Origin of the sequence: Gloeobacter violaceus PCC 7421 (assembly GCF_000011385.1) — a bacterium.
In the GTDB taxonomy this organism is placed as follows: domain Bacteria; phylum Cyanobacteriota; class Cyanobacteriia; order Gloeobacterales; family Gloeobacteraceae; genus Gloeobacter; species Gloeobacter violaceus.
Genome location: NC_005125.1, coordinates 3,665,349 through 3,685,790, shown reverse-complemented (window position 1 = coordinate 3,685,790; position 20,442 = coordinate 3,665,349). Strand labels below are relative to the sequence as shown.

Here is a 20,442-nt window from a genome sequence, read left to right as displayed (position 1 = left end):
GATGACGCAGCGCAAGTTTTCATTGCGGAGGGTCTCTGGTAGTGTGTAGAACCACCTGACAGTGCTTCCGCATGAGCCCATCCACTCCCGTCAACGCCCGCCTGGTCGACCGCCTGGTGAGCGGCATGCTCGCCATCGGACCGCTGTTCCATCTGGCCCGGCACCAGGCCCGCCGGATGATGATCCGGCGGGCGGAGTCGGTCGGGGTGGCCTGGCACGACCGAGTGGCGGCACTGCGCGAGCGCGACTGGCAGGCGGATCTCGAAGCGGTCGAAAATCGCACCCTGCTCTACCCGGAATATTACCGGCGGCCTTTTCACGCTTACGAGCAGGGCAACCTCTGCTGGGAAGCGGCCTTAGAAGTCGAGGTCGCCGCCTACGCCGCCCACGCCCGCGTCTGGCCCGAGGCCGGTGCCGATGGCGACAGGCGCCTCAGGCAAGGTTTTCTCGATATTCTCAGTGCCCACCTACCCGAGCCTCCCCACACCATCCTCGATATCGGTTGCTCCGTCGGGATGAGTACGTTTGCCCTGCAAACCGCCTATCCCGAGGCTCAGGTGACGGGCCTCGATCTCTCGCCGCACTTTTTGGCCGTCGCCCGCCACCGGGCCGGCCGCGACGGCCGGACCCTCATCTGGCGACACGCAGCGGCCGAGCAAACCGGCCTGCCGAATCACAGCGTCGATCTCGTCTGCGCCTTCTTGCTCTTCCACGAGTTGCCCGCCCAGGCCACCCACCAGGTCCTGGGTGAAGCCCACCGGTTGCTGCGGCCCGGCGGCACCCTGGCGGTGATGGACATGAACCCCCGCTCGACCATCTACGCCCGAATGCCCCTGTACGTGCTCACCCTGCTCAAGAGCACCGAGCCCTATCTTGGCGAATACTTCGACCTCGATCTCGAAGCAGCGCTTACCGGTGCCGGCTTCGAGCCGCCCACCCTCACCTGCAACACCCCCCGCCACCGCACCCTCATCGCCCGGCGCGCCGCCTAAAGGCCCCCCAATCGTCTCCATGGAACAAACAGCATCGTACCGCTGCGCTTACTGCGGCGAAGAGAATCAGACCTTCGTCGATTCAAGCGCGGGCTGGCGACAGGTTTATACCGAAGACTGCCAGGTCTGCTGCCGCCCGAACGTTCTGACGGTCAAGATTTCGCGCAAGACGCTGCGACCATCGATCGAAGCGGACGTGGAATAGCCTTACGGCCCATCGGAACACAACCTTCACCCCAGCCCCCTCACTCCCCAACCCACCCGCAGCCCAACGACCGGCCGGCCCCTTCGCCGCAGTCGACACGCGTCGTGCAGGCCCTGAAAGAATAAACCCATCCCACCCGCTAATGCTCGTACTCAACCATGCCGTGAAGTCCGGGGGGTGTCGGGGGGCCGGCAGCCCCTCGACGCGGGGAGGAGGAGAGCGCGAGAGGGGAACCCGAAGGGGGTTCCACCTCTCGCCCCACAGACTCTCGTGCCAAGCCAACAAAGGAATTGTCCAGGGTGACGCGGAAGCAATTTTCAGGATGGCCGGAAGGCAACAGCGTAGATTCGCAGCGCGTCCTGCATCGGCAACATCAAGGTCATCGCTTCTACGGGCGACTCCAAGAAACCACGGTTGAGGTAAAACGATTTGGCCTGGACAGAGACGGCATGCACCAGGATCGCCCGTACCCCAATTACCTGGCTCATCTGAATCACCCGCTGCACCGCGTCTTTCACCAACCCCTTGCCGTACCCTTGCCCTTCATAGCTCTTGTCCACTGCAAGCCGACCAATCACTGCTACGGGAATCGGATCCGGCATATTACGACGGACTTTGCCCGGAGCGATGTGCGAACTGACCGAGCCCATAGCCAGGCAGTAATAAGCCACAACCCGAACTCCAATGCAGACGACAAAAGTGCGCGAAGCGCCCGTGTTTTGATTCTGCCTTGCACGCTTTACGAGCCATTCGTTCAATGCCAATTCCTTGCAGCAGAACCCGACAAGTTCGTGATGCGCCGCCAATAATTCCGGTGCACTGGGCTTAACGGATTCCACTTGGACCACCCATCGGGCTACTCCCAGGGAGCTTCAGCAGTGAGGGTGGCGAGCAAACGTGCATTCACAGCCGGGGGACTCTCCAATGCCTCCACGAACCGTGCGTAAGAGGCTTCGTCCAGATCAAAAAACACCCGATCGAGCAAAACCGTTTCGGCAGCGCGCAAGGCGCTCTCGATCATAAAATCGGAGCGGTTTTTACCGAGCACCTTCGCTGCCCGGTCGATCAGCTCGCGCTGGCCCTGCTCGGCCCGCAAGTTGATCACCACGTCTTTCCCTCGAAGGTTTCCGTCTGAAGCCGCCATCGCTTTTCCCATATGCCGCCGATCGGCGTTGTGCATTCAATGTATACACGGGCTCCGGTGACGTCAACACTCAAACAGGCGCGCGGCCAAGTCGCCAGGTGGCAAGTAGAAACAGCCCAATGGCGAACAGCAGCAACACCCCCACCTGCGGAAGGACTCCGACAACGCCTTCGTTGCGCAACAGCACGTTTTGATAGCCTTCCAAGGCCCAGTACTGGGGGGTGAGGGCGGCCAGTTTACGCATCAATTCGGGCATCACGAAACCAGGCACCAAAATGCCCCCCAGGGCGGCGAGCACGACCACCAGCACACTGGCGATCCCCCCCAACTGCTCAGGCGTCTCGAAGAGGGTGGCGATGAGCAGCCCCAGGCTGGTGGCCACCGCCGCGACGGCCAGGGTGACCAGGATGAGCGCCGGCCACTGCGCCCCCACCACAAGCCCAAGTCCGAAGATCCCCAGGGCAAACATCAAAGCCGCCTGGACGAGATTGATCAAATAGAAAGGCAGCAGTTTGCCCGCAAGCAGCACAGGAATACGCAAAGGTGCCGCCGCAAGGCGGGTGAGGGTGCCGCTCTGCCGCTCGCGCAAGATCGAAAGCGCCAGGGCGTTCACGATGAAGAAAATGCCGAAGATCGTCCAGGCCGGGACGTTCTGCTGAAGACTACTGGGGCGCTGGGCGGGCGGAGCGCTGCCGCTCGGGTACTCCTCTTTGATCGCAACTTCCCCCACCTGCAAATTGTCGAAGGCACCCGCCAGCGGCAAAAAAACCAGCGGGTCCGGGCTCTGGGCGGCCAGGTCATCGACGCGCTCGCGCAGACGAATGGGCAGCACCACCTCGGCCAGGGTGCGCTCCGCCGCCCCCCGAATCGCCCCTTGAATAGGAGCGAGCAACTCGCGCGGAGCGGCCGGATCGACGATGAAACCGACGCTCGGTTGCCCACCACCCTCGACCAGACGGCTGAAGTCTTCGCCGAAGATGACCGCCGCCGCCGCCTCGCGGCTTCTCAGGCGCGCCTCGGCCGCCGGGCGATCGGCGGCGGCCTCCAGGCGCACCGACCCGGAAAGCCTGCCCAGAATCTTCGCAGCCACAACTCCGCGATCGGCGTTGAGGGTGATTACCCGCGGCAGCTGGCTGCGGTTGTAGAGCCCGGCGAGCGCCTGGCTCATCACCAGCAAAAACAGCGCCGGCAGGATGAAAAGGGTGACGATGGCCGTGCGATCACCTGCCAGCAGGCGCAGATCTTTCCAGGTAAGCGCCCAGATCTGACGCAGGGTGTTCATGATTCGTCCCTGAGCGAACGGCCGGTCAGTTGCAAAAAGACCGCCTCCAGACTCGATTCGATCAGTTGCACGCCCAAAACGCCGATCTCCGCCTTGCCAAGTACTTCCAGCGCCGCTACAAGCACCTGCTGGGGGCGCTCCGCCGCGATTGTCACCCGTCCGCTCCCTTCTTCCTGGTGTACCCCAACCACCCCCGCCAGAGCGGCAAGCGCCCCGGCCGTCTCCTCCAGCGGCTGCTGCACCGTGAGCACCACCAGACCGTGACCCGCTCCCGATTGCAACTGGGCCGGAGTGCCCTCGGCAACCAGCCGGCCGCCGTCCACGATCGCGACGCGCCGGCAGAGGCGTTCGACTTCCTCCAGGTAGTGGCTGGTGTAGACGATCGCCATCCCTGCGCGGCTCAGTTGTTCGATGCCCTCGAAGATGCGGTTGCGGCTCTGGGGGTCCACCCCTACGGTCGGTTCGTCGAGTAGCAGCAGGCGCGGCTCGTGAATCAGGCCAATCGCCAGGTTCAACCGCCGCTGCATGCCGCCGGAGAAGCGTTCGACCGGTTCGCGCCCGCGCTCGGCAAGGCCCACCACTTCGAGCACCGCCCCGATGCGCTCCGCCAGACGCCTGCCGGACAGGCCGTAAAGTTCGCCCCAAAAAGCAAGATTGTCGCGGGCGCTCAGCCCCGGATAGACGGCCAACTCCTGGGGCACGATGCCCACCAGGCGCTTCGCCTCGCAGGCCGAACGGGCCAGCTCCAGACCCGCCACCCGGACCGACCCTCTATCCGGCCTCACCAGCCCCGCGAGCATCTTGATGGTGGTCGATTTGCCGGCCCCGTTCGGCCCGAGCAATCCAAAAATTTCGCCCGCCGCCACCTGAAACGTCAGACCGGCCACCGCCTGCCGCTCACCGTAGGACTTGTGCAGGTCACAGGCATCGAGGAGCATCAGACCATCTTAGGCGGTGGAGATCCCTCACCGGGCCTCTCCCTTGCGGAGGATATATTGTTCTTGCATTTCCCCACTTTGGGGTAAGCTTACGGCAGTTGTGGGGAGATGCCGTCGATGTGGTGCAGGCCAGTTCTGGTCGCCATTTTGCTTGCAAGTCTGGGCCTACCGGCCCCGGCCAGCGAAAATGCCCAACTGGCGCTGTGGCGGCAGGTCTCCTTTCCGCTTGAAAACTTCAGCGGCTTTTCTTCGCGCTTCGGCTGGCGCACCTCGCCCACCGGCGCCCGTCGCCGCGAATTTCACAGCGGCCTCGACATGCCCGCACCGGTGGGCACCTACATCCGGGCCTGGGCCGACGGGCAGGTGCGCACGGTGCGCTACGACGGGCGTTGCGGCTGGCATGTCGTCGTCACCTCGGGCGATTGGACGAGTACGTATTGCCACATCAGCGCCGTGGGCGTCCAGGAAGGCCAGACGGTGCGCGCCGGGGAAGTGGTGGCGGCGGTGGGCAGCACGGGACGCTCCACCGGACCGCACTTGCACTGGACCTTGCGCCACCGCGGCAAGCTTGTCGATCCCGAACTGGTGCTGCAGGCGATGCAATTGGCCTGGCAGGGGGCGGCGGCTCCCGAGGTGGCTCCCGCCCAGGATGTCCCCGACGAAGCGCAGCACAGTCCGCTGCCGGTGGGCGAGCAGCCGTAGGCTATCATGCGGTAGCACTGCACCGCTGAAGGCTGATGGCGCGTTCGCAGGCCCCTGGGGCGTCTCCTTTTTGCCTCTTTTACCACGAGAAGACCAAGTACTCTCCCGAAGGTCTGACCCGGCGCCGGAGCGCCCTCGACTGGTCGCAGCAGCCCACCGCCACCAAGGAGTACCGCACCGGCGAACTGCTCGATCTGAGGCCCTACCTGCCCGGCCAGCCGCTGGAGCAGGCGGATGATCCGCGCAGCCGCCTGTCGCGGGTGCTCTATCTCACTTACGGGGCGACGGCGGTGGTGGCCTACCCCGAGCGGCCTTTTTATATGCGCGCCGCCCCTTCGGCGGGCGGGCTGTACCCGGCGGAAGTGTATCTGGTAAGCCGTGGCGACGATCCGCGCTTGCCGCCTGGGATCTACAACTACCAGGTGCCCAGCCACAGTCTGGTGCGCTTCTGGAGCGGGGATGTGTGGGAGGAAGCCCGCGAGGCGTGTTTCGGGCATCCCGCCTTCGAGCGCGCTTCCTACGCGGTCGTGGTCAGTGGCGTGTTTTATCGCTCGGCATGGCGGTATGAAGATCGGGCCTACCGGCGGGTCTTTCTGGATAGCGGCCACCTGCTGGGCAATCTGGAACTGGCGGCCGCCCTCGCCGATTATCGCGTCCGGCTGATTACCGGGTTTGCCGACGACGGGCTCAACGCGCTGTTATTTTTGCCGGCCTCAGAAGAGGAAGTGCTGGCGGTGGCCGTACTCGCCGAGGGGGCGGATGCGGACCGCGAAGACGGTCCCACGGCTCTGCCCTCGCCGGTGCAGTTCGATTACCCGCCCATTCCCGAGGGCCAGCGCCTCGCTTACCTGCACGAGGTGTCCAAGCTCGTCGCCCCCCCCAAAGGGCCTGTGAGCGACTGCGGAACCGAGGACAAATACAACTTTCCGTTTTGTCTGAAGGTGCCGGTGGCTGGGGAAGCGCTCGACTGGCGGGGGCAATTGGACGAGACCATCTTGCGCCGCCGCTCCACCCGGCAGTACACCGGTGCGGATCTCAGATTTGACGAGTTGGCCGCCCTGCTCGATTTCACCTACCGGCCGCAGCGCTACAAGGATCAAGGGTTGGATCCCGATCCGCAGTACGCCCATTTGTTCTTGCTCTCGACCTTTGTGGTCGTGCTGGGTGTGGAGGGTCTGGAGGCGGGTTGCTATTACTACGCGCCCCGGGCGGGCGAGTTGCGCCAGATTCGCTTCAAGCACTTTCGCCGCGAGGTGCACCACCTCTGTCTGGGTCAGGAACTCGGCCGCGACAGCGGTGCCGTCGTCATCCATACCGCCGATTTAGAGGCAGCGGCGGAGCGCTTCGGCGAGCGGGTCTACCGCACGCTTCATCTCGACAGCGGCCACCTCGGCCAACGGCTCAACCTGGCCGCCATCCGCCTGGGATTGGGGGTGAGCGGCATCGGCGGGTTCTTCGACGACGAGGTCAACGAAGTGCTGGGTATCCCAGAGCAGGAGGCCGTGCTCTATATCACCACCCTTGGCCGCCCGCAGCCGCAGCGGGGCGGCGAGTGATGCACTGCTGGTCCTGCGTTGCGGTGCTGCTGTTGCTGACGGCCATCGGCGCCGCTGCCCAGACTCCCCTCGCGCCGCCGGGATCCAAACCGCTGCCCAACTCCGAACTGGAGCGAGAAAGCCCGGTCTTCCGCCGCTGGATCGCCAACCCGCCGGATTTGCTCTACGACATCGAAAACGGCCAGGCCTTTCCGACCCGCCTAGGCATCGGTATCGCCTTCACCCCCAGCCGCAGCGGTGAAATTGCCTATAGCGCGACGCTGCAGGATATCGTTCTGGGGGGGACGCGCCTGAGCTTGAGCGGCGATTTTTGGCGCAGCGGCACCAGCAACCAGCAGTGGGGGGCAAACGCACGCTATTACATCCTGCCCCTTGGGTCGTACTTCAACATCGCCCCCCAGTTCGGCTACCGCAACCTGGTGATCGACGGGATCACCCGCAACGGTCTGGAGGCGGGGGCCAAGTTTTTATTCGCCCTCTCGCCGCGGGCCGCCGATATCGCGTTTATCCCTTCGTGGGTGACCCCCGATGAGGGTGGGGCAATTACCCGGCTGCTGCTTGAATTCGGCTATTCGCTCAATCCGCGCCTGCGGCTGACTACTACCGTCCAGTGGGTCAATTCATCCATTCGCACCGACACCAGCTTTGGGGTGAACCTGGAACTGATCGGCTTCTAGAGCGGTTTCAAGTTGCCCGGACACCATCAGGGAAGCTCGATGTGTTGGCTTTCAACCTGACACCTGGCGGTTGGTTTTGCACGATAGTCTGTGGAGCGAGAGGCGGAACCCCCTTCGGGTTCCCCTCTCGCGCTCTCCCCCTCCCCGCGTCGAGGGGCTGCCGGCCCCCCGACACCCCCCGGACTTAGCGGCACTACTGAGAACGAGGCTGTGTGGGTGGGAGCGGTTTATTCTTCCAGGGCCTGCACGATGCGTGTCGACTGCGGCACAGTTCTGCGTGTGCGCTGCGCCCAGAAGGGCAGCTGGAAACCTGGGCGGGGAGCAGTTTTACCGTGACACCTGCTCTAACAGCTTCTCTGCAAAAACCCGGCAATCTGCGCAATTGCCCGTTCGAGCATGTCCTCCGAGCGCACCAGTGCGAAGCGCACGTAGCCTTCACCGGAGGAACCGAACCCGGAGCCGGGGGCGAGGGCCACGCCCGTTTGCTCCACCAGCCGGATGCAAAATTCGGCCGAAGAACCGCGCCAGCACTCCGGTAGCGCCGCCCACAGGTACATCGTCGCCTCGGGGGCAGGTACCTGCCAGCCGGCCTGGGCGAGGGCCGCCACCGCCCGGTCGCGACGAGCACGAAAGACGGCCACCGCCTCGCGCACATAGTCCTGCGGACCGCGCAGGGCCGCTTCCGCCCCGTCTAAGATGCCGCGGTACTGGTTGAAATCGATGCTCGCCTTCACCTGGCGCAGGGCGGCGACAAGATCGCGGTTGCCGACGGCGAAGCCGATGCGAAAGCCTCCCATGTGGAACGACTTGGAGAGGCTGAAAAATTCGATCGCCACGGCCCGCTCGCGGTCGGCCTGCAAAATCGAGGGCGGCTGCTCGCCGGACAGGTGAAAGTCGGCGTAGGGAAAATCGTGGACCAGGACGATGTCGTGGGCGCGGCAAAAGGCGACTGCCCGCTCGAAGTAGGCGAGGGTCGCCGTGGCGGCGGTGGGATTGTGGGGATAGCTCAGTACCAGCAGGCGGCTGCGCTCCAGCACTTCCTCGGGGATCTGCTCCAGTTGCGGTAGATAGCCCGTCTCGGGCCTGAGGGCCAGCGGATAGATCTGACCGCCCGCTAGGTGCACTCCCCCCTCGTGGGACGGATAACCCGGATCCGTCAATAGTGCCACATCGCCCGGATCGAGCACCGCGAGCGGGATGTGGGCGGTACCTTCTTGAGAACCGATGAGCGGCAGAATTTCGGTCTCCGGGTCGAGCGCCAGACCGTAGCGGCGTTCGTACCAGGCGGCGCAGGCTTCGCGGAAGGAGCGGGTGCCCTGAAAGAGCAAATAGCCGTGGGAAGTCGGATCGAGAATCGACTCGCGGATGCGCTCCAGCGCGTGGGCCGGGGGGGAAAGGTCCGACGAACCGAGCGACAGGTCCACCACTTCGAGGCCGGCTCGGCGGGCTCTGGCCTTGGCCTCGTCCATCAAGCTAAACACGTTGGACTGGAGCTTCTCCAGCCGGGTTGCCAAACGCATATGTAGTCCTGGATACTTCGCTATCCTACCGCGTTTTTCCGGCTGCACATCAACACCACCCGCCAAGTGGGTGGCTGTCCACTGCGGTTCTCTCCTTATTATTTTTGTGGCGGAACCTTGCCGACCAGCCGCGCCTCAACGGTGCCCATCATGCCGCCGTCCTCGTGTTCCAGGATGTGGCAGTGGTATAAATGGACAAAAGTCCACATTCGCGGTAAACTTTGGACAGCGAAGGAGGCGTAGCAGTGGAGACCAACGAAACCCAACAGGAGTCAACGATGCAGACCGAACCGCAGAACGAACACCAGTGGCTACAGAAGCTTGTGGGTGAGTGGACATGCGAAATTGAATGCGAAACGGAAGCGACCATGGGTCCGGATCAGCCCTCTGAAAAGGCTACAGGAACCGAGAGTGTTCGATCGCTCGGAGGGCTGTGGGTTGTGGCGGAGGGGCAGGGTGGGATGCCCGGTGGCGGTGCCGCGACGACGATGATGACCCTTGGCTATGACCCACAAAAGCAGCGGTACGTGGGCACGTGGGTCGGCTCGATGATGAGCTGTCTCTGGGTGTACGACGGCGAACTGGACACATCCAACAATGTGCTGACGCTCAATGCCGAGGGACCCGCCCTGTCCACCGAAGCAAAGACGGCAAAGTACAGGGACGTGATCGAATTCAAGAGCGACGACCACCGGGTGATGACATCGCATATGCTGGGCGACGACGGGCAGTGGCATTGGTTTATGACGGCGAGCTACCGGCGCAAACCGTAGCGCAATGAACCTGCCTCTGAACGGCAAGCCGGTAGCAGCGTGAGCCGACGGGTTTTTTGTGAGGCCGTGCTGTGTACAACACCTCCTTCTAAGCCCGGCTGCGTTAGTAATAGTATTGTCCTGATTTTTTTGCAACCGGCAGGAGGCAGCAATGGCAAGCCCGGACGAAAACAAAGCGGTGGTGCGGCGCTTTTACGAGGAAGCCTACAACCAGAAACGCGAAGCGGTCCTCGATGAGATTATCTCACCGGATTACCTCGACAAGGGCCACAACCCGCCCGGCCAGGGAATCGAGGGTGCCCGGCAAGATTTGAAGGGAATTCTTGCCGCCTTCGAGCCGGTCCATTTTGCGATCGAGCAATTGATTGCAGAAGGGGACACGGTGGCGGTGCGCTGGACGGGCAGCGGCGTGCAGGTCGGTGAGTTCGGCGGCATGCCCGCCACAGGTCAGCCGGTGGAGTTCTCGGGCATGAGCTTCTACCGGCTCGCGGATGGCAAGCTGGTAGAAACGCGCAACGCCGTCAATTTGTAATCCACCCGTGCCGCCCCCGGCAAGAACGTTCTTTTTTGATGCCGTGCGGTCTTGTGCGGCGAGGCGGGGCGGCTCGCCCGAGGTGCAGGCGGGGCAGTATGCTGCCTGCCATGCATACGCCGCGCATTGCCGAATTGCCCATTGCCGAACGCCCCCGCGAACGCCTGCTGACCCATGGCGCGCGGGGACTGGCCACCGCCGAACTGCTTGCGGTGCTCTTCGGCGGCGGCCAGGCCGCTGTGCGCTTGAGCGCTCTGGGGCTTGCCCAGCAGGTGCTGCACACCCTCGGTCGCGCCGGGGGCGAACCACTGGTGCACCTGCGCGATGTGAGCGCGGCGGAGTTGATGCTGCAGCCGGGGGTCGGTCCGGCCCGAGCGGCGGCGGTGCTTGCGGCCATCGAACTTGGGCGGCGGGTGTTCGTGGTCCGCAGCAGCGGGGAGCGACCGGTGATCGACGGGCCGCAGGCGGTGGCGGCGGTACTCGGGGGCGAACTGGCTTTTGCCCGCCAGGAGCAGTTCGCGGTGCTGCTGCTCGATGTCAAAAACCGGCTCATCGCCCACCGGATTGTGAGCGTCGGCACGATCGACGAGACCCTCGCCCATCCGCGCGAAATCTTTCGCGAGGCGATCCGTCAGGGGGCGGCGGGGATCATCGTCGCCCACAACCACCCGTCCGGGGTGACCGAACCTTCGCCAGAGGATCTGCGCCTCACCGGGCAACTGATCGAGTGCGGTCGCACCCTGCAAATTCCCGTGCTGGATCACGTCATCCTCGGCCAGGGCAACTTCACGAGCCTCCGGCGGCTCACCGCCCTGTGGCGGGCGTGAGCGGTGTGCGCACTCGCCTTGCTTTCGGCCAGTCTCTGCACTTACTATGAGCGTGACCGGGGCAAAAACTCCGTAGGCGGGGGCGCGCAGGACCGAGGTTTTCCTGGAAACCGATGCTTGATACGCGGGCGCAAATCCGCTCAGCGAGAGCATCGCAATCGTCACATCCCCGACTGACGGCACCTTAAATAGGATGTGGATCATGACAACAACCACCGTTCGCTTTCCGATCGATATCAGTGCCTACAAGCCGCTGGCGCTGGATTTTGCCAATCCGGTGCTGAGCGCCGAACAGCGCGAGACGCTCAGAGCGAATATCCAGTTTTGTCGCGATGCGATTGTGTTCTTCACCGCCACCGGGGCGGCCCGGGGAGTGGGCGGCCACACCGGCGGACCCTACGACACGGTGCCCGAGGTGATGATCCTCGAAGCGCTCTTCCGGGGCAATCCCGACAAGTTTGTGCCCATCTTTTTTGACGAAGCCGGTCACCGGGTGGCCACCCAGTACCTGATGGCGGCCCTGCACGGCGAATTGCCCTTCGAGCAACTGCTGCAGTACCGCGCCGCCGATTCGCACCTGCCCGGTCACCCCGAACTGGGGCTCACCCCCGGCGTCAAATTCAGCTCCGGACGGCTCGGGCACATGTGGCCCTACGTCAACGGCGTGGCGATGGCCAATCCCGATAAGGTCGTCTTCTGCCTGGGTTCGGACGGTTCGCAGCAGGAGGGCAACGACGCGGAAGCCGCCCGCCTTGCTGTCGCCCAAGGGCTCAACGTCAAGCTCATCGTCGACGACAACGACGTGACAATCGCCGGACACCCGTCGAAGTACCTGCCGGGCTTCAGCGTCGCCAAGACCCTGGCGGGCCACGGACTCGCCATCGATGAAGGGGACGGCGAAGATCTCGACGGGTTGTACGCCCGCATTTGTACGGCGATCACCGCCGCCGGCCCGGTCGCCGTCGTCAACAAGCGCCCCATGTGCGTGGGCATCGACGGCCTCGAGGGTTCGACCCACGGCCACGACGTCATTTCGGTGGATCTGGCGGTTGCTTATCTTGAAAAGCGCGGCCAGAGCGAGGCGGTGAAGTTCCTCAAAAACGTCGCCAAACCCAAGCAGAGCTACACTTTCCTGGGCTCAGGCACCCAGATGGGTTCCAACCGCAACGTCTTCGGCGAGGCGGTGGTGGCGGTGCTGGGCCGCATGGACGCGGCGGAGCGCAAGGCGCGGGTCATGTGCATCGACAGCGACCTCGAAGGCTCCTGCGGTCTGAAGAAGATCCACGACACTTTCCCGGAAATTTTCGTCGCCTCTGGGATCATGGAGCGGGGCAATCTTTCCGCCGCCGCCGGTTTCGGCATGGAGAAGGGCAAGCAGGGCATCTTCGGGACCTTCAGCGCCTTTTTGGAGATGTGCATTTCAGAGATCACCATGGCGCGGCTCAACTACTCGAACGTGCTGTGCCACTTCTCCCACTCCGGCATCGACGACATGGCCGACAACACCTGCCACTTCGGCCTCAACAACTTCTTTGCCGACAACGGCCTGGATGACGGCTACGAAACCCGGCTCTACTTCCCGGCGGACGCGGCCCAGATGAAAGCCTGCGTGGAGGCGGTCTTCCACCAGCCGGGTTTGCGCTTTATCTTCTCGACGCGCTCCAAGACCCCCAACATCCTGGATGCCGACGGCAAGGACCTGCACGGCGAAGGCTACACTTTTACTCCGGGTGCCGACGAGGTGGTGCGCGAGGGCACGGCGGGCTACATCGTGAGCTTCGGCGAATCGCTTTACCGGGCGCTCGATGCGGTCGAACGCCTCAAGGAGGAGGGCATCGACGTGGGTCTCATCAACAAGCCGACCCTCAACGTCATCGACGAAAAGATGCTCGCCAAAGTCGGCAGTTCCCCGATGGTGCTGGTGGTTGAATCGTTCAACCGCCGCACGGGCCTCGGTAGCCGCTTCGGCTCCTGGCTGTTGGAGCGCGGTTACGCCCCCAAATTCGCCCACCTGGGCACCCACAAAGAAGGCTGCGGCGGCCTGTGGGAGCAGTTCCCGCACCAGGGTATCGACCCGGTGGGGATCATAGCCAAGGTGAAGGAACTGGTGGGCTAGGGGACTTTTGCGAACCGATTTACTCGTGTCGCGCAAATCGGTTCGCGAATTACTCATCTCATCCAGATAGAAGGCCGACGGTAACTCAAAGGTTGTCCGGGTCGACGCCCAGAGCCCGCAACCGTTCCGCCAGTGCCGCAGCACGCTGCTCGGCCTGTTCTTTGCCCAGTCTGTCTAATTGCGCTTGTTGCCCAGCTTGTTCAGCACGTTGCTCGGCTTGCTCGGCGCGTTGCTCGGCCAGTTGTCTGGCAAGCTGCTCCTGCTCCAATCTTGCGGCGGTGGTGCGCAGCTCGACGGCCAGTTCGGTTGGGATTAGCAGCTTTTCCCCAGTATCGAGACGGTAGAAGCCGATCAGCGCTCCTTCGACCTGCAGCCGCAGTCCCAGAACCTGGGAGCAGCCATCGGTGATCGGGAGGAATATCGGCGTCAGTTCGTCGTCCACCTCGACGGTGAGGCTTCGGTAGCCCTCCAACTGCTCCGGGATCCACTCGCCCTTGGGATCGAACAACCAGTACTCCTGTACCCCCAACTGGACGTAGAGATTTTTCTTGAAGTCTTTGTCTTTTGTCCGGGTGCTGGGAGAAGTCATTTCGAAAATGACAGCCGGTACCTGTCCTTCTTCCCAGACTTTGTATTTGTCGCGTCCGCCCGGCTCGACCCCGAAGATGACCATCACATCCGGGGCGACTCTAGCGGTCGGAATGCCCTGGGAGTAGTAGAGAAACTGGTTGGCCAGCACCGTGGCCTGTTGCCCTTCAAGGTACTGCTTGAGCACTTCAAGCGTCACCAGGATGGCATAGAGATGCACATAAGTTTCGGCCACAGGTGAGCCATCTCCGCTCGGGTAGTGAATTTGTGAAACTAGCGTGGTCATCGGCGGCACAGGTAATGGGCTTTGCTGCCATTGTCTTTCAGCTCAGTTCCGTTGGGTAGTGGCCGGCAACTGGATTTTCTACACCGGAGTAATCTGGGAGCATGCCTTGAGAGGCTGTACACCGAAGTTTGTTGAGAAAACTCGATGACCAGCGATGCTTTCCTGCGGGATACGACAGAAGACGACCTCCCCATTTTCTTCGAGCAGCAACTGGATCCGGACGCCAACTATATGGCCGCCTTCACCTCCGGAGATCCGACGGACAGGGATCATTTCATGGCGCGCTGGACCAGGATTTTTGAAGACGACGCTATTGCAACACAAACCATTCTCTGCGACGGGCATGTGGCGGGCTACGTCGCGAGCTTTGAACAGTTCGGCAAACCGTCCATCAGCTACTGGCTTGGGAAGGAATACTGGGGCAAAGGATTTGCCACCAAAGCAGTTTTGGGGTTTGTGGGCCATATAAACACCCGCCCTCTTTATGCCCGTGCCGCCAAAGACAACATCGCCTCCATCCGGGTTCTGGAAAAATGTGGGTTCACAATTTGCGGCGAAGATAAGGGGTTTGCCAACGCCCGCGGCGAGCAGGTCGAAGAATTTATTATGCGACTGGGAGCGAGTTGAAGCTGGTTTTCGACCGCGTCGAGCAGGGACCGATGCCTTTTTTCGTGCGGCCGATTGCACGGGCTATCTCCAAAGGTGTCAAGAGTGCCTTCATCGACCCGCAGCTCACATAGCACCTGGATTATCTGGAGGCGGAGATCGCCAAAAGCTTGTGGTTTGCAGGTGGCGAATTTACTGCAGCCGACATTCAGATGAGCTTTCCGTTGGTGGCAGCCACCGTGCGGGCGGGTTTAAACGCAAGCCGACCCAAACTCATGTCCTTCCTCGACCGCATCCACGCGCGTCCGGCCTATCGGCGCGCACTGGAGCGAGGCGGCGAGTACAAGCCTTCGAGTTGAACATAGCGTTGCTGGAATCGAATTTTATGCGTTGGTTATGTATAATTCCCGGAAAGACACGTACAGTAATCTATAAGGCGAATATAGATGTAGAACCTGTCTGTGGTTCCTCAATCTATCCGCCTTAGGGCAGTCGCTACTCCTCACCCGGCTTCGTTAAGCTTCAGCATATCTCGCGGTCTTTGTTGTCGCGAGCAATATTTATTGATTTACCTTCAGGGGAGCGTCATGCGCTACAAATTGCTGGGTAGAAGCGGATTGCGGGTTTCGGAGCTGTGCCTGGGCACGATGACCTTTGGCGACGAGTGGGGTTGGGGCGGTTCGAGCGAGGAGAGCCGCAAAATGTTCGACATCTTTGCCAATGTCGGCGGCAACTTTATCGATACGGCCAACGCCTACACCAACGGCACCAGCGAAAAACTGGTGGGCGAATTTATCGCACCGGAGCGCGACCGGTTCGTGGTAGCCACCAAGTACACCGCCAACACCCGCCCCGGCGATCCCAATGCCGGCGGCAACGCCCGCAAGAGCCTGGTGCAGGGAATCGAGGGCAGCCTCAAGCGCCTCGGTACCGAGTATATCGACCTGTTGTGGGTGCACGCCTGGGACTTCATGACCCCGATCGAAGAGGTGATGCGCTCGCTCGACGACGCAGTGCGCCAGGGAAAAGTGCTCTACATCGGCATCTCGGACACGCCCGCGTGGATTGTCTCCCGAGCGAATACCCTCGCTCAGTGCTACGGCTGGACCCCTTTCATCGGCTTGCAGATCGAGTACAGCCTGATCGAACGCACCCCCGAACGCGACCTGGTGCCGATGGCCAACGCCCTTGAGCTCGGCATTACTCCCTGGAGCCCGCTGGCGGGCGGTGTGCTCTCGGGCAAGTACAACAAAGGCAAAGACTCGGAAGCGGCGCAAGAAGAAGGAGACGACAACGGCGGAGGCTCCAAGCGCAAGGATCAAGGCGGCATCAGCGCCGAACTCACTGAACGCAACCTTAACATCGCGGCGGAAGTTGGCAAGATCGCCGAGGAAGTGGACCGCACCGCGCCCCAGGTGGCGCTCAACTGGCTGAGGCAGCAGCCAGGCACGGTGATTCCGATTATCGGGGGGCGCAAAGCTTCGCAGATCGAAGACAACCTGGGCTGTCTGGAATTCACCCTTACCCCCGAGCAGATGCAGCGGCTCGAAGCGGTCTCCGGGATCGAACTGGGCTTTCCGCACGACTTTCTGCAAGGCGAAATGCTCAACAACTTCGTCCACGGCGGCACGCTCGATCAGATCGATCGACCGCTGCTGCGCCGTTAGTGGACCGACAAGGAGGAATGCCGCCCTTGTCGTCCCCTGGCCGTCGGTTGCACCAGAGGCTTCTCGCGCAAGGGAGCTTTGCGGTCGCCGGTCGGTGCTTGCGAGACAGCTTCGAAGTGGGGCATCAGGCTCTCACCGGGCGATATTGTGCGCCATGGCGCCCCACCACCCGTGGAAGGCATGCAGAGCCGCGGGCGAACCCTCCAGGTGGACGATGTCCCCTTGAAGTAACCGGGTCTCGGCAGTGGGGCACTCCATGAACGCGCCGCCGCGCTCGATGGCGACGACGGTCGCCCCTGTGCGGCTGCGGATGTCCGCCTCGGCCAGGGTCATGCCCACCAGCGGGCAGGCGGCCGTCAACTCTCTACAGCAACCGTCCGCGACCCGCGATTGTGCACTCAGAAGCTTGCGGAAGCCGGCCAGGGCGAGTGGGGTTCCCACCACTTCCAGGCAGTCACCGCCCAACAGCCGCGCGCGGGAGATGGGCCGCTCCAGTAGCGGCCTGCCCTTGCGTTCGACGCAGAGGACCGTGATGCCGGTGTGGGTGCGCACCCCCGCCTCCGCCAAGGTCTTGCCGACAAGAAAACAATCGTCGGGCAGCCTCAGCCGTTCATCCACCCGGGTGACCTCCGCCTCGCGATCGAGGAGTTTACGGAAGCCCGCAAGGGCGAACGGCGTGCCCATAATTTCCAGACAATCGCCCGCCAATAGCCGCGTGCGCGGGGTGGGATACTCCAGCAGTTTTCCCTCGCGGCGGATGGCCAGCACCGTCGCCCGCGTCCGGTTACGGATGTCCGCCTCGGCGAGGGTTTTGCCGACCAGCGGGCAGGCGTCGGGAAGAGCCACCCAGGCGGTGACCTGCTCGACTGCGAGCTTGCCCTCAAGAAGCCTGTGAAAGTCGGCCAGTTCCCGGGAATTCCCCGCCAGCTCCAAACTATCCCCCCGCAGCAGACGGGTCTCAGGCGGCAAAGGATCCACCGGGCCGCCAGCGCGCAACACCGCCCGGACGCTCGCCCCCGTGAGTCGGGACGCCTCCTCCAGCGTCATGCCGATGATGTAAGGGCATATATCCGGCACCGTCACGGTATCGACGCGCAGATCGCTTGCCGCTTCGGCCCCGGACCCCGGTTGCGCGAAAAGGGTGCTCAGCCGCTGCATTCGCTCGCCCTCAGCGTCGAGGTGCACTTCGAGGGATTCGGCTCCGCTCGGCTCAAGCCGGTACAGCCGCCGCCTGGCGCCCCGCCGATTGCCGGGGCGGTCTTCTCCCCAGCGCGCCTTGATGTACCCATTTGCTTCGAGCTTGTACAGCGCACCGTACAACGAACCGCTGGCAACCTCCAGACCGCATTTTTCGAGTTCTTCCTGAATGCGCAGCCCCCAAAGACCGGGTTCGCGCAACCACTCCACCTCCTGCGGCGAGCGCTGCGGTTGCGGCCGACCCTCGACGGCGTGCAGGGCCGCCTCGTAGGACCGGAGAATCGTGAGGATATACTTCTCCAAATTGGAGAGGTGGAGCGCACGGTCCGGCGCGCGTCCGGACCTCGTGTCCGCGATTTTGGAGCCCATGGAGGTATGGCACCTCGAAATTCAAATATTTAAAGCAGTACATATCATAATTTAGCTCATAAATAATAATTACTCAATAATTGAGATAATTCAAACACTGTGATAATCTGCAGGTGAGGGGAAATAACCCCCGAGGCAGGGAAGATAGAGTCGGCGAAGTAAGCAAGCCGCCGCACGTCCAAACAGGGATCTGCAGCCAAGAAGAGCCCGGTGGTCGGGTCGTGCGTTGTGTACATAAATGCGGCATTTTGGAAATCACTGAAGCAGGCAAGAAGCCCGATATTCGCCTCATCAAGGAGGAGTCATGTTCAGCCGGTTTTTGGCCTCTATTGCCAGAGGTTGCAGGCAGTGGGCTGCGCAGCGGCGCAGGCAGCAGGCTATGGAGATGGAGCTATCGCGTGGGCGTTTCGGCGCAAACCCAAACTTCGACTCAATGGACGGTTTTTTCAGAAGCAAAGGATTTGAAGCCCAGGACTCCAGCGGGGGGTTCGACGGCGGCGGCGACGGCGGCGGCGGCGATTGAGGTGCAATGCGAAAGCCGCCCCGGCATTTTTGATGAAAGAAGATACGCCTTGATTTTGCTGGTTCGATTGCAACCGCAAGAACGCCTGGCTCGAGACGTTTCCGGTTTTGGGCGTTCGCTTGCGCAACAGTCTGGGGCTTCTTTCGGCGGGTGGTTGCATGCATCGCGCATTGTGCGTCTACAAGGATACATTGCACGTTTACTTTCTCACGGGAGTTGTTCATGAGTGAGACAGCATCGACCATAAAACGATGTTTGGCTGCTTCCGGTATTCTGTTGCTTATCGGCGGCTGCGGTCGCGATTTGCCAAATGCCCCCGCCGACACTTTTTCTGGGCTGAACGTCACGGTGCACGTCGGCAGTGCCCTGGGCGGCTTCTGCCGCAAGGCGGTCGAACGGTTCAACGCTACCCGGCCCGCCCTCGCCGACGGCACGCCCTTTCGGGCGTCGTGCACCGCCGCGGGCAGCGGCGATGTGGTCGCCACGTTCGTCGATTTGAACAGGCAACTAAAAGCCGGCTCGATCCGCGCCGACGACCCGCGCTTTGCGACGGTGCTTTCGCTCGACGGTGAAATCTACCACAGCCAGCTTATCGATCAGATCGACGGGCTTTTTCCAGGTAAGGACTACATTCCCGCCATCACCGACGCGCCGCTGCTGGCGAGCAGTCCAATGGTGCTGATGACCCGCGCGGATCTGGCGGGCGGGCTGCGCGCCCAGGCCGAACCTTTCGCCGCCCTCGCCCGGGCCAAGGTGCACCGCGACCTGGCTGCGGGTGCCCCCGCCCTGCCCGTCCACTTCGTGCAGACAGCCCCCACCCGCTCCAACTCGGGCCTGCAGACGCTGGTTGCCCAGTTCGCCGCCATGGCTCGCAAGCGGCCCGAAGCTCTCGACGCGGCGGACGTGGCCCGTTACCAGGACGCAGTCAAGCAGTTGCAAAGCAAAGTGACCCGCTACGGCACCTCCACCGATTCCCTCGCCCAGGCGATGGCCCGCAACGGCCCCTACTGGGCCTCGGTCGGCTCCGTCTACGAGGCGTCGGTGATCGCTGCCAACGGCGATTTAGGCTCCGACGAACCGCGTTTCGAGGCGGTCTATCCGAAGGCGACGTTCACTTCGAACATGCGGGCGATCCTGCCCTCCGGCCCCTGGGTGAGCCCCCAGGAGCAGGCGGCAGCCGAGCAGATCCTCGCGTACCTGCGCACCCCCGAAAGCCAGAAGCTCGCGGCCGAGCATGGCCTGCGTCCGGGGGTACCGGGGGTACCCCTGGGTGAGAAATTCACAGCCCAGTACGGTGTGGATCCGAATGCGCGCTATGATTCGCTGCGGTCCCCGAAGCCGGAAGTGGTCGCGGCCATGCTCGACTCCTGGCGCTCCTACACCAAGAAGCCCTCGCTGGTCGTCCTGGTGATCGATTCCTCGGGTTCGATGAAAGGCGACAAACTGCCCGCCGTTCAGCAGACACTGCAGGCCTACATCGATGGCCTCGGCCCCAAGGAGACCATTGCCCTCATCGATTTCGACAGTGATATCCGCGATCCGATGCTTGCCGATGCCTCGCCGGCAGGACGCGAACGGGCCGAGCGCTTCATCGCCGGTCTGGAGGCCGAGGGCGGTACCAGACTGTACGACGCGGCGCTTTACGCGCGCGACTGGCTGGTGAAGCACCGCCGGGCCGGAGCGATCAACGCCGTCGTGGTCCTGACCGACGGGAAAGACGACGGTTCAACCATCGACCTCAACCGGTTGGGTGCCGAGCTGCAAAAAAGCGGATTCTCCTCGGACGAGCGCGTCGCCTTTTTCACCGTGGGCTACGGCGGAGAAGGCCAGTTCAACCCAGAGGCGCTCAAGGCCATCGCCGAATTGAATGGCGGCTATTACATCGAGGGTGAGCCCGGAACGGTCCGGCGCCTGATGGCGGATCTACAGGTGGAGTTCTAAC

The 20,442-nt window shown here is 62.8% G+C and carries 21 protein-coding genes and 1 pseudogene; 14 read left to right on the top strand and 8 right to left on the bottom strand.

Features of this window, described 5'->3' with window-relative positions:
- Nucleotides 1–71 precede the first annotated feature (71 nt).
- Both GLL_RS17935 and GLL_RS17930 read left to right on the top strand, forming a co-directional pair.
- Nucleotides 72–992: a class I SAM-dependent methyltransferase gene (locus GLL_RS17935; RefSeq protein WP_011143466.1), complete on the top strand. Its 921-nt coding sequence runs from the start codon at nt 72–74 to the stop codon at nt 990–992.
- A gap of 19 nt (nt 993–1,011) precedes the next feature.
- Nucleotides 1,012–1,197, top strand: coding sequence for a CPXCG motif-containing cysteine-rich protein (locus GLL_RS17930; protein ID WP_011143465.1), 186 nt, complete (start codon nt 1,012–1,014; stop codon nt 1,195–1,197).
- Nucleotides 1,198–1,514: 317 nt separating this feature from the next.
- Here the strand turns inward: GLL_RS17930 and GLL_RS17925 are convergent, their stop codons facing one another.
- From GLL_RS17925 to GLL_RS17910, 4 genes are read right to left on the bottom strand one after another with little or no spacing between them, the layout of a single operon-like run.
- Nucleotides 1,515–2,045 (bottom strand): GNAT family N-acetyltransferase, encoded by a 531-nt coding sequence (locus tag GLL_RS17925; RefSeq protein ID WP_011143464.1) that lies wholly within the window; start codon nt 2,043–2,045, stop codon nt 1,515–1,517.
- 8 nt (nt 2,046–2,053) lie between these two features.
- Entirely contained in the window at nt 2,054–2,353 is a 300-nt protein-coding gene (locus GLL_RS17920) for a DUF1778 domain-containing protein (RefSeq protein WP_231848252.1), read from the bottom strand.
- A gap of 58 nt (nt 2,354–2,411) precedes the next feature.
- A complete protein-coding gene (locus tag GLL_RS17915; protein ID WP_011143462.1) occupies nt 2,412–3,623 on the bottom strand; it encodes an ABC transporter permease in 1,212 nt (403 codons plus the stop codon).
- Nucleotides 3,620–4,561, bottom strand: a complete 942-nt coding sequence (locus tag GLL_RS17910) for an ABC transporter ATP-binding protein (RefSeq protein WP_011143461.1) — start codon at nt 4,559–4,561, stop codon at nt 3,620–3,622. The genes GLL_RS17915 and GLL_RS17910 overlap by 4 nt, the downstream gene beginning before the upstream one ends.
- Nucleotides 4,562–4,678: 117 nt before the next feature.
- Between GLL_RS17910 and GLL_RS17905 the strand changes: the two genes are divergently transcribed.
- Genes GLL_RS17905 through GLL_RS17895 form a run of 3 tightly spaced genes read left to right on the top strand, consistent with a single transcriptional unit; the run spans nt 4,679 to nt 7,496 of the window.
- Nucleotides 4,679–5,263: a M23 family metallopeptidase gene (locus tag GLL_RS17905; RefSeq protein WP_164929301.1), complete on the top strand. Its 585-nt coding sequence runs from the start codon at nt 4,679–4,681 to the stop codon at nt 5,261–5,263.
- A gap of 35 nt (nt 5,264–5,298) precedes the next feature.
- Complete coding sequence (locus GLL_RS17900; RefSeq protein ID WP_011143459.1) at nt 5,299–6,819, top strand: SagB/ThcOx family dehydrogenase; 1,521 nt, start codon at nt 5,299–5,301, stop codon at nt 6,817–6,819.
- Nucleotides 6,819–7,496, top strand: a complete 678-nt coding sequence (locus GLL_RS17895) for a hypothetical protein (protein ID WP_164929300.1) — start codon at nt 6,819–6,821, stop codon at nt 7,494–7,496. The genes GLL_RS17900 and GLL_RS17895 overlap by 1 nt, the downstream gene beginning before the upstream one ends.
- Nucleotides 7,497–7,840: 344 nt before the next feature.
- On the opposite strand, the gene GLL_RS17890 is transcribed toward GLL_RS17895, so the two are convergent.
- On the bottom strand, nt 7,841–9,016 hold the full coding sequence (locus GLL_RS17890; protein WP_011143457.1) for an LL-diaminopimelate aminotransferase: 1,176 nt from the start codon (nt 9,014–9,016) through the stop codon (nt 7,841–7,843).
- A gap of 98 nt (nt 9,017–9,114) precedes the next feature.
- Entirely contained in the window at nt 9,115–9,225 is a 111-nt protein-coding gene (locus GLL_RS23795; RefSeq protein ID WP_164929299.1) for a multicopper oxidase domain-containing protein, read from the bottom strand.
- 69 nt (nt 9,226–9,294) lie between these two features.
- On the opposite strand from GLL_RS23795, the gene GLL_RS17880 reads away from it, so the two are divergent.
- The 4 genes from GLL_RS17880 (at nt 9,295) to GLL_RS17865 (ending at nt 13,264) form a co-directional block, all read left to right on the top strand.
- Nucleotides 9,295–9,789, top strand: coding sequence for a DUF1579 domain-containing protein (locus tag GLL_RS17880; protein ID WP_164929298.1), 495 nt, complete (start codon nt 9,295–9,297; stop codon nt 9,787–9,789).
- Nucleotides 9,790–9,940: 151 nt separating this feature from the next.
- Nucleotides 9,941–10,321 carry an ester cyclase gene (locus GLL_RS17875; protein WP_011143455.1) on the top strand — a complete coding sequence of 127 codons (381 nt, stop codon included), beginning with the start codon at nt 9,941–9,943 and terminating at the stop codon, nt 10,319–10,321.
- A 98-nt stretch (nt 10,322–10,419) separates the two neighbouring features.
- Complete coding sequence (gene radC / locus GLL_RS17870; RefSeq protein ID WP_011143454.1) at nt 10,420–11,148, top strand: RadC family protein; 729 nt, start codon at nt 10,420–10,422, stop codon at nt 11,146–11,148.
- 202 nt (nt 11,149–11,350) lie between these two features.
- Nucleotides 11,351–13,264 (top strand): transketolase C-terminal domain-containing protein, encoded by a 1,914-nt coding sequence (locus GLL_RS17865; protein ID WP_164929297.1) that lies wholly within the window; start codon nt 11,351–11,353, stop codon nt 13,262–13,264.
- Nucleotides 13,265–13,349: 85 nt separating this feature from the next.
- Here GLL_RS17865 and GLL_RS17860 read toward each other — a convergent pair whose 3' ends face one another.
- The gene (locus GLL_RS17860) at nt 13,350–14,138 is read right to left on the bottom strand and encodes a Uma2 family endonuclease (protein ID WP_164929296.1); all 789 of its coding nucleotides are present in this window, start codon (nt 14,136–14,138) and stop codon (nt 13,350–13,352) included.
- Nucleotides 14,139–14,282: 144 nt separating this feature from the next.
- Here GLL_RS17860 and GLL_RS17855 point away from each other — a divergent pair, with 144 nt between their 5' ends.
- The 3 genes and pseudogenes from GLL_RS17855 to GLL_RS17845 all read left to right on the top strand — a co-directional run bounded on the left by GLL_RS17855 (nt 14,283) and on the right by GLL_RS17845 (nt 16,411).
- Entirely contained in the window at nt 14,283–14,765 is a 483-nt protein-coding gene (locus GLL_RS17855) for a GNAT family N-acetyltransferase (protein WP_011143451.1), read from the top strand.
- Nucleotides 14,738–15,103: pseudogene (locus tag GLL_RS23790) on the top strand (glutathione binding-like protein); the annotation flags it as partial. The gene GLL_RS17855 and the pseudogene GLL_RS23790, both read left to right, overlap by 28 nt.
- Before the next feature lie 228 nt (nt 15,104–15,331).
- Nucleotides 15,332–16,411, top strand: a complete 1,080-nt coding sequence (locus GLL_RS17845) for an aldo/keto reductase (protein WP_164929295.1) — start codon at nt 15,332–15,334, stop codon at nt 16,409–16,411.
- Between the two features lie 132 nt (nt 16,412–16,543).
- On the opposite strand, the gene GLL_RS17840 is transcribed toward GLL_RS17845, so the two are convergent.
- On the bottom strand, nt 16,544–17,977 hold the full coding sequence (locus GLL_RS17840; protein ID WP_011143448.1) for a TrkA C-terminal domain-containing protein: 1,434 nt from the start codon (nt 17,975–17,977) through the stop codon (nt 16,544–16,546).
- 248 nt (nt 17,978–18,225) lie between these two features.
- Here GLL_RS17840 and GLL_RS17835 point away from each other — a divergent pair, with 248 nt between their 5' ends.
- Both GLL_RS17835 and GLL_RS17830 read left to right on the top strand, forming a co-directional pair.
- The gene (locus GLL_RS17835) at nt 18,226–18,726 is read left to right on the top strand and encodes a hypothetical protein (RefSeq protein ID WP_164929294.1); all 501 of its coding nucleotides are present in this window, start codon (nt 18,226–18,228) and stop codon (nt 18,724–18,726) included.
- A complete protein-coding gene (locus GLL_RS17830) occupies nt 18,723–20,441 on the top strand; it encodes a VWA domain-containing protein (protein WP_164929293.1) in 1,719 nt (572 codons plus the stop codon). Before GLL_RS17835 ends, GLL_RS17830 begins: the two co-directional genes overlap by 4 nt.
- The last annotated feature ends 1 nt before the right edge of the window (nt 20,442 follow it).

Bases quoted from the DNA above. Each gene is read 5' to 3' on its own strand.
- GLL_RS17845 (WP_164929295.1), top strand. From the start codon at position 15,332: ATGCGCTACAAATTGCTGGGTAGAAGCGGATTGCGGGTTTCGGAGCTG.
- GLL_RS17880 (WP_164929298.1), top strand. From the start codon at position 9,295: ATGCAGACCGAACCGCAGAACGAACACCAGTGGCTACAGAAGCTTGTG.
- GLL_RS17875 (WP_011143455.1), top strand. From the start codon at position 9,941: ATGGCAAGCCCGGACGAAAACAAAGCGGTGGTGCGGCGCTTTTACGAG.
- radC (WP_011143454.1), top strand. From the start codon at position 10,420: ATGCTGCCTGCCATGCATACGCCGCGCATTGCCGAATTGCCCATTGCC.
- GLL_RS17900 (WP_011143459.1), top strand. From the start codon at position 5,299: ATGGCGCGTTCGCAGGCCCCTGGGGCGTCTCCTTTTTGCCTCTTTTAC.
- GLL_RS17895 (WP_164929300.1), top strand. From the start codon at position 6,819: ATGCACTGCTGGTCCTGCGTTGCGGTGCTGCTGTTGCTGACGGCCATC.
- GLL_RS17905 (WP_164929301.1), top strand. From the start codon at position 4,679: ATGTGGTGCAGGCCAGTTCTGGTCGCCATTTTGCTTGCAAGTCTGGGC.
- GLL_RS17915 (WP_011143462.1), bottom strand. From the start codon at position 3,623: ATGAACACCCTGCGTCAGATCTGGGCGCTTACCTGGAAAGATCTGCGC.
- GLL_RS23795 (WP_164929299.1), bottom strand. From the start codon at position 9,225: ATGTGGACTTTTGTCCATTTATACCACTGCCACATCCTGGAACACGAG.
- GLL_RS17930 (WP_011143465.1), top strand. From the start codon at position 1,012: ATGGAACAAACAGCATCGTACCGCTGCGCTTACTGCGGCGAAGAGAAT.
- GLL_RS17910 (WP_011143461.1), bottom strand. From the start codon at position 4,561: ATGCTCCTCGATGCCTGTGACCTGCACAAGTCCTACGGTGAGCGGCAG.
- GLL_RS17920 (WP_231848252.1), bottom strand. From the start codon at position 2,353: ATGGGAAAAGCGATGGCGGCTTCAGACGGAAACCTTCGAGGGAAAGAC.
- GLL_RS17935 (WP_011143466.1), top strand. From the start codon at position 72: ATGAGCCCATCCACTCCCGTCAACGCCCGCCTGGTCGACCGCCTGGTG.
- GLL_RS17860 (WP_164929296.1), bottom strand. From the start codon at position 14,138: ATGACCACGCTAGTTTCACAAATTCACTACCCGAGCGGAGATGGCTCA.
- GLL_RS17840 (WP_011143448.1), bottom strand. From the start codon at position 17,977: ATGGGCTCCAAAATCGCGGACACGAGGTCCGGACGCGCGCCGGACCGT.
- GLL_RS17855 (WP_011143451.1), top strand. From the start codon at position 14,283: ATGACCAGCGATGCTTTCCTGCGGGATACGACAGAAGACGACCTCCCC.
- GLL_RS17890 (WP_011143457.1), bottom strand. From the start codon at position 9,016: ATGCGTTTGGCAACCCGGCTGGAGAAGCTCCAGTCCAACGTGTTTAGC.
- GLL_RS17865 (WP_164929297.1), top strand. From the start codon at position 11,351: ATGACAACAACCACCGTTCGCTTTCCGATCGATATCAGTGCCTACAAG.
- GLL_RS17830 (WP_164929293.1), top strand. From the start codon at position 18,723: ATGAGTGAGACAGCATCGACCATAAAACGATGTTTGGCTGCTTCCGGT.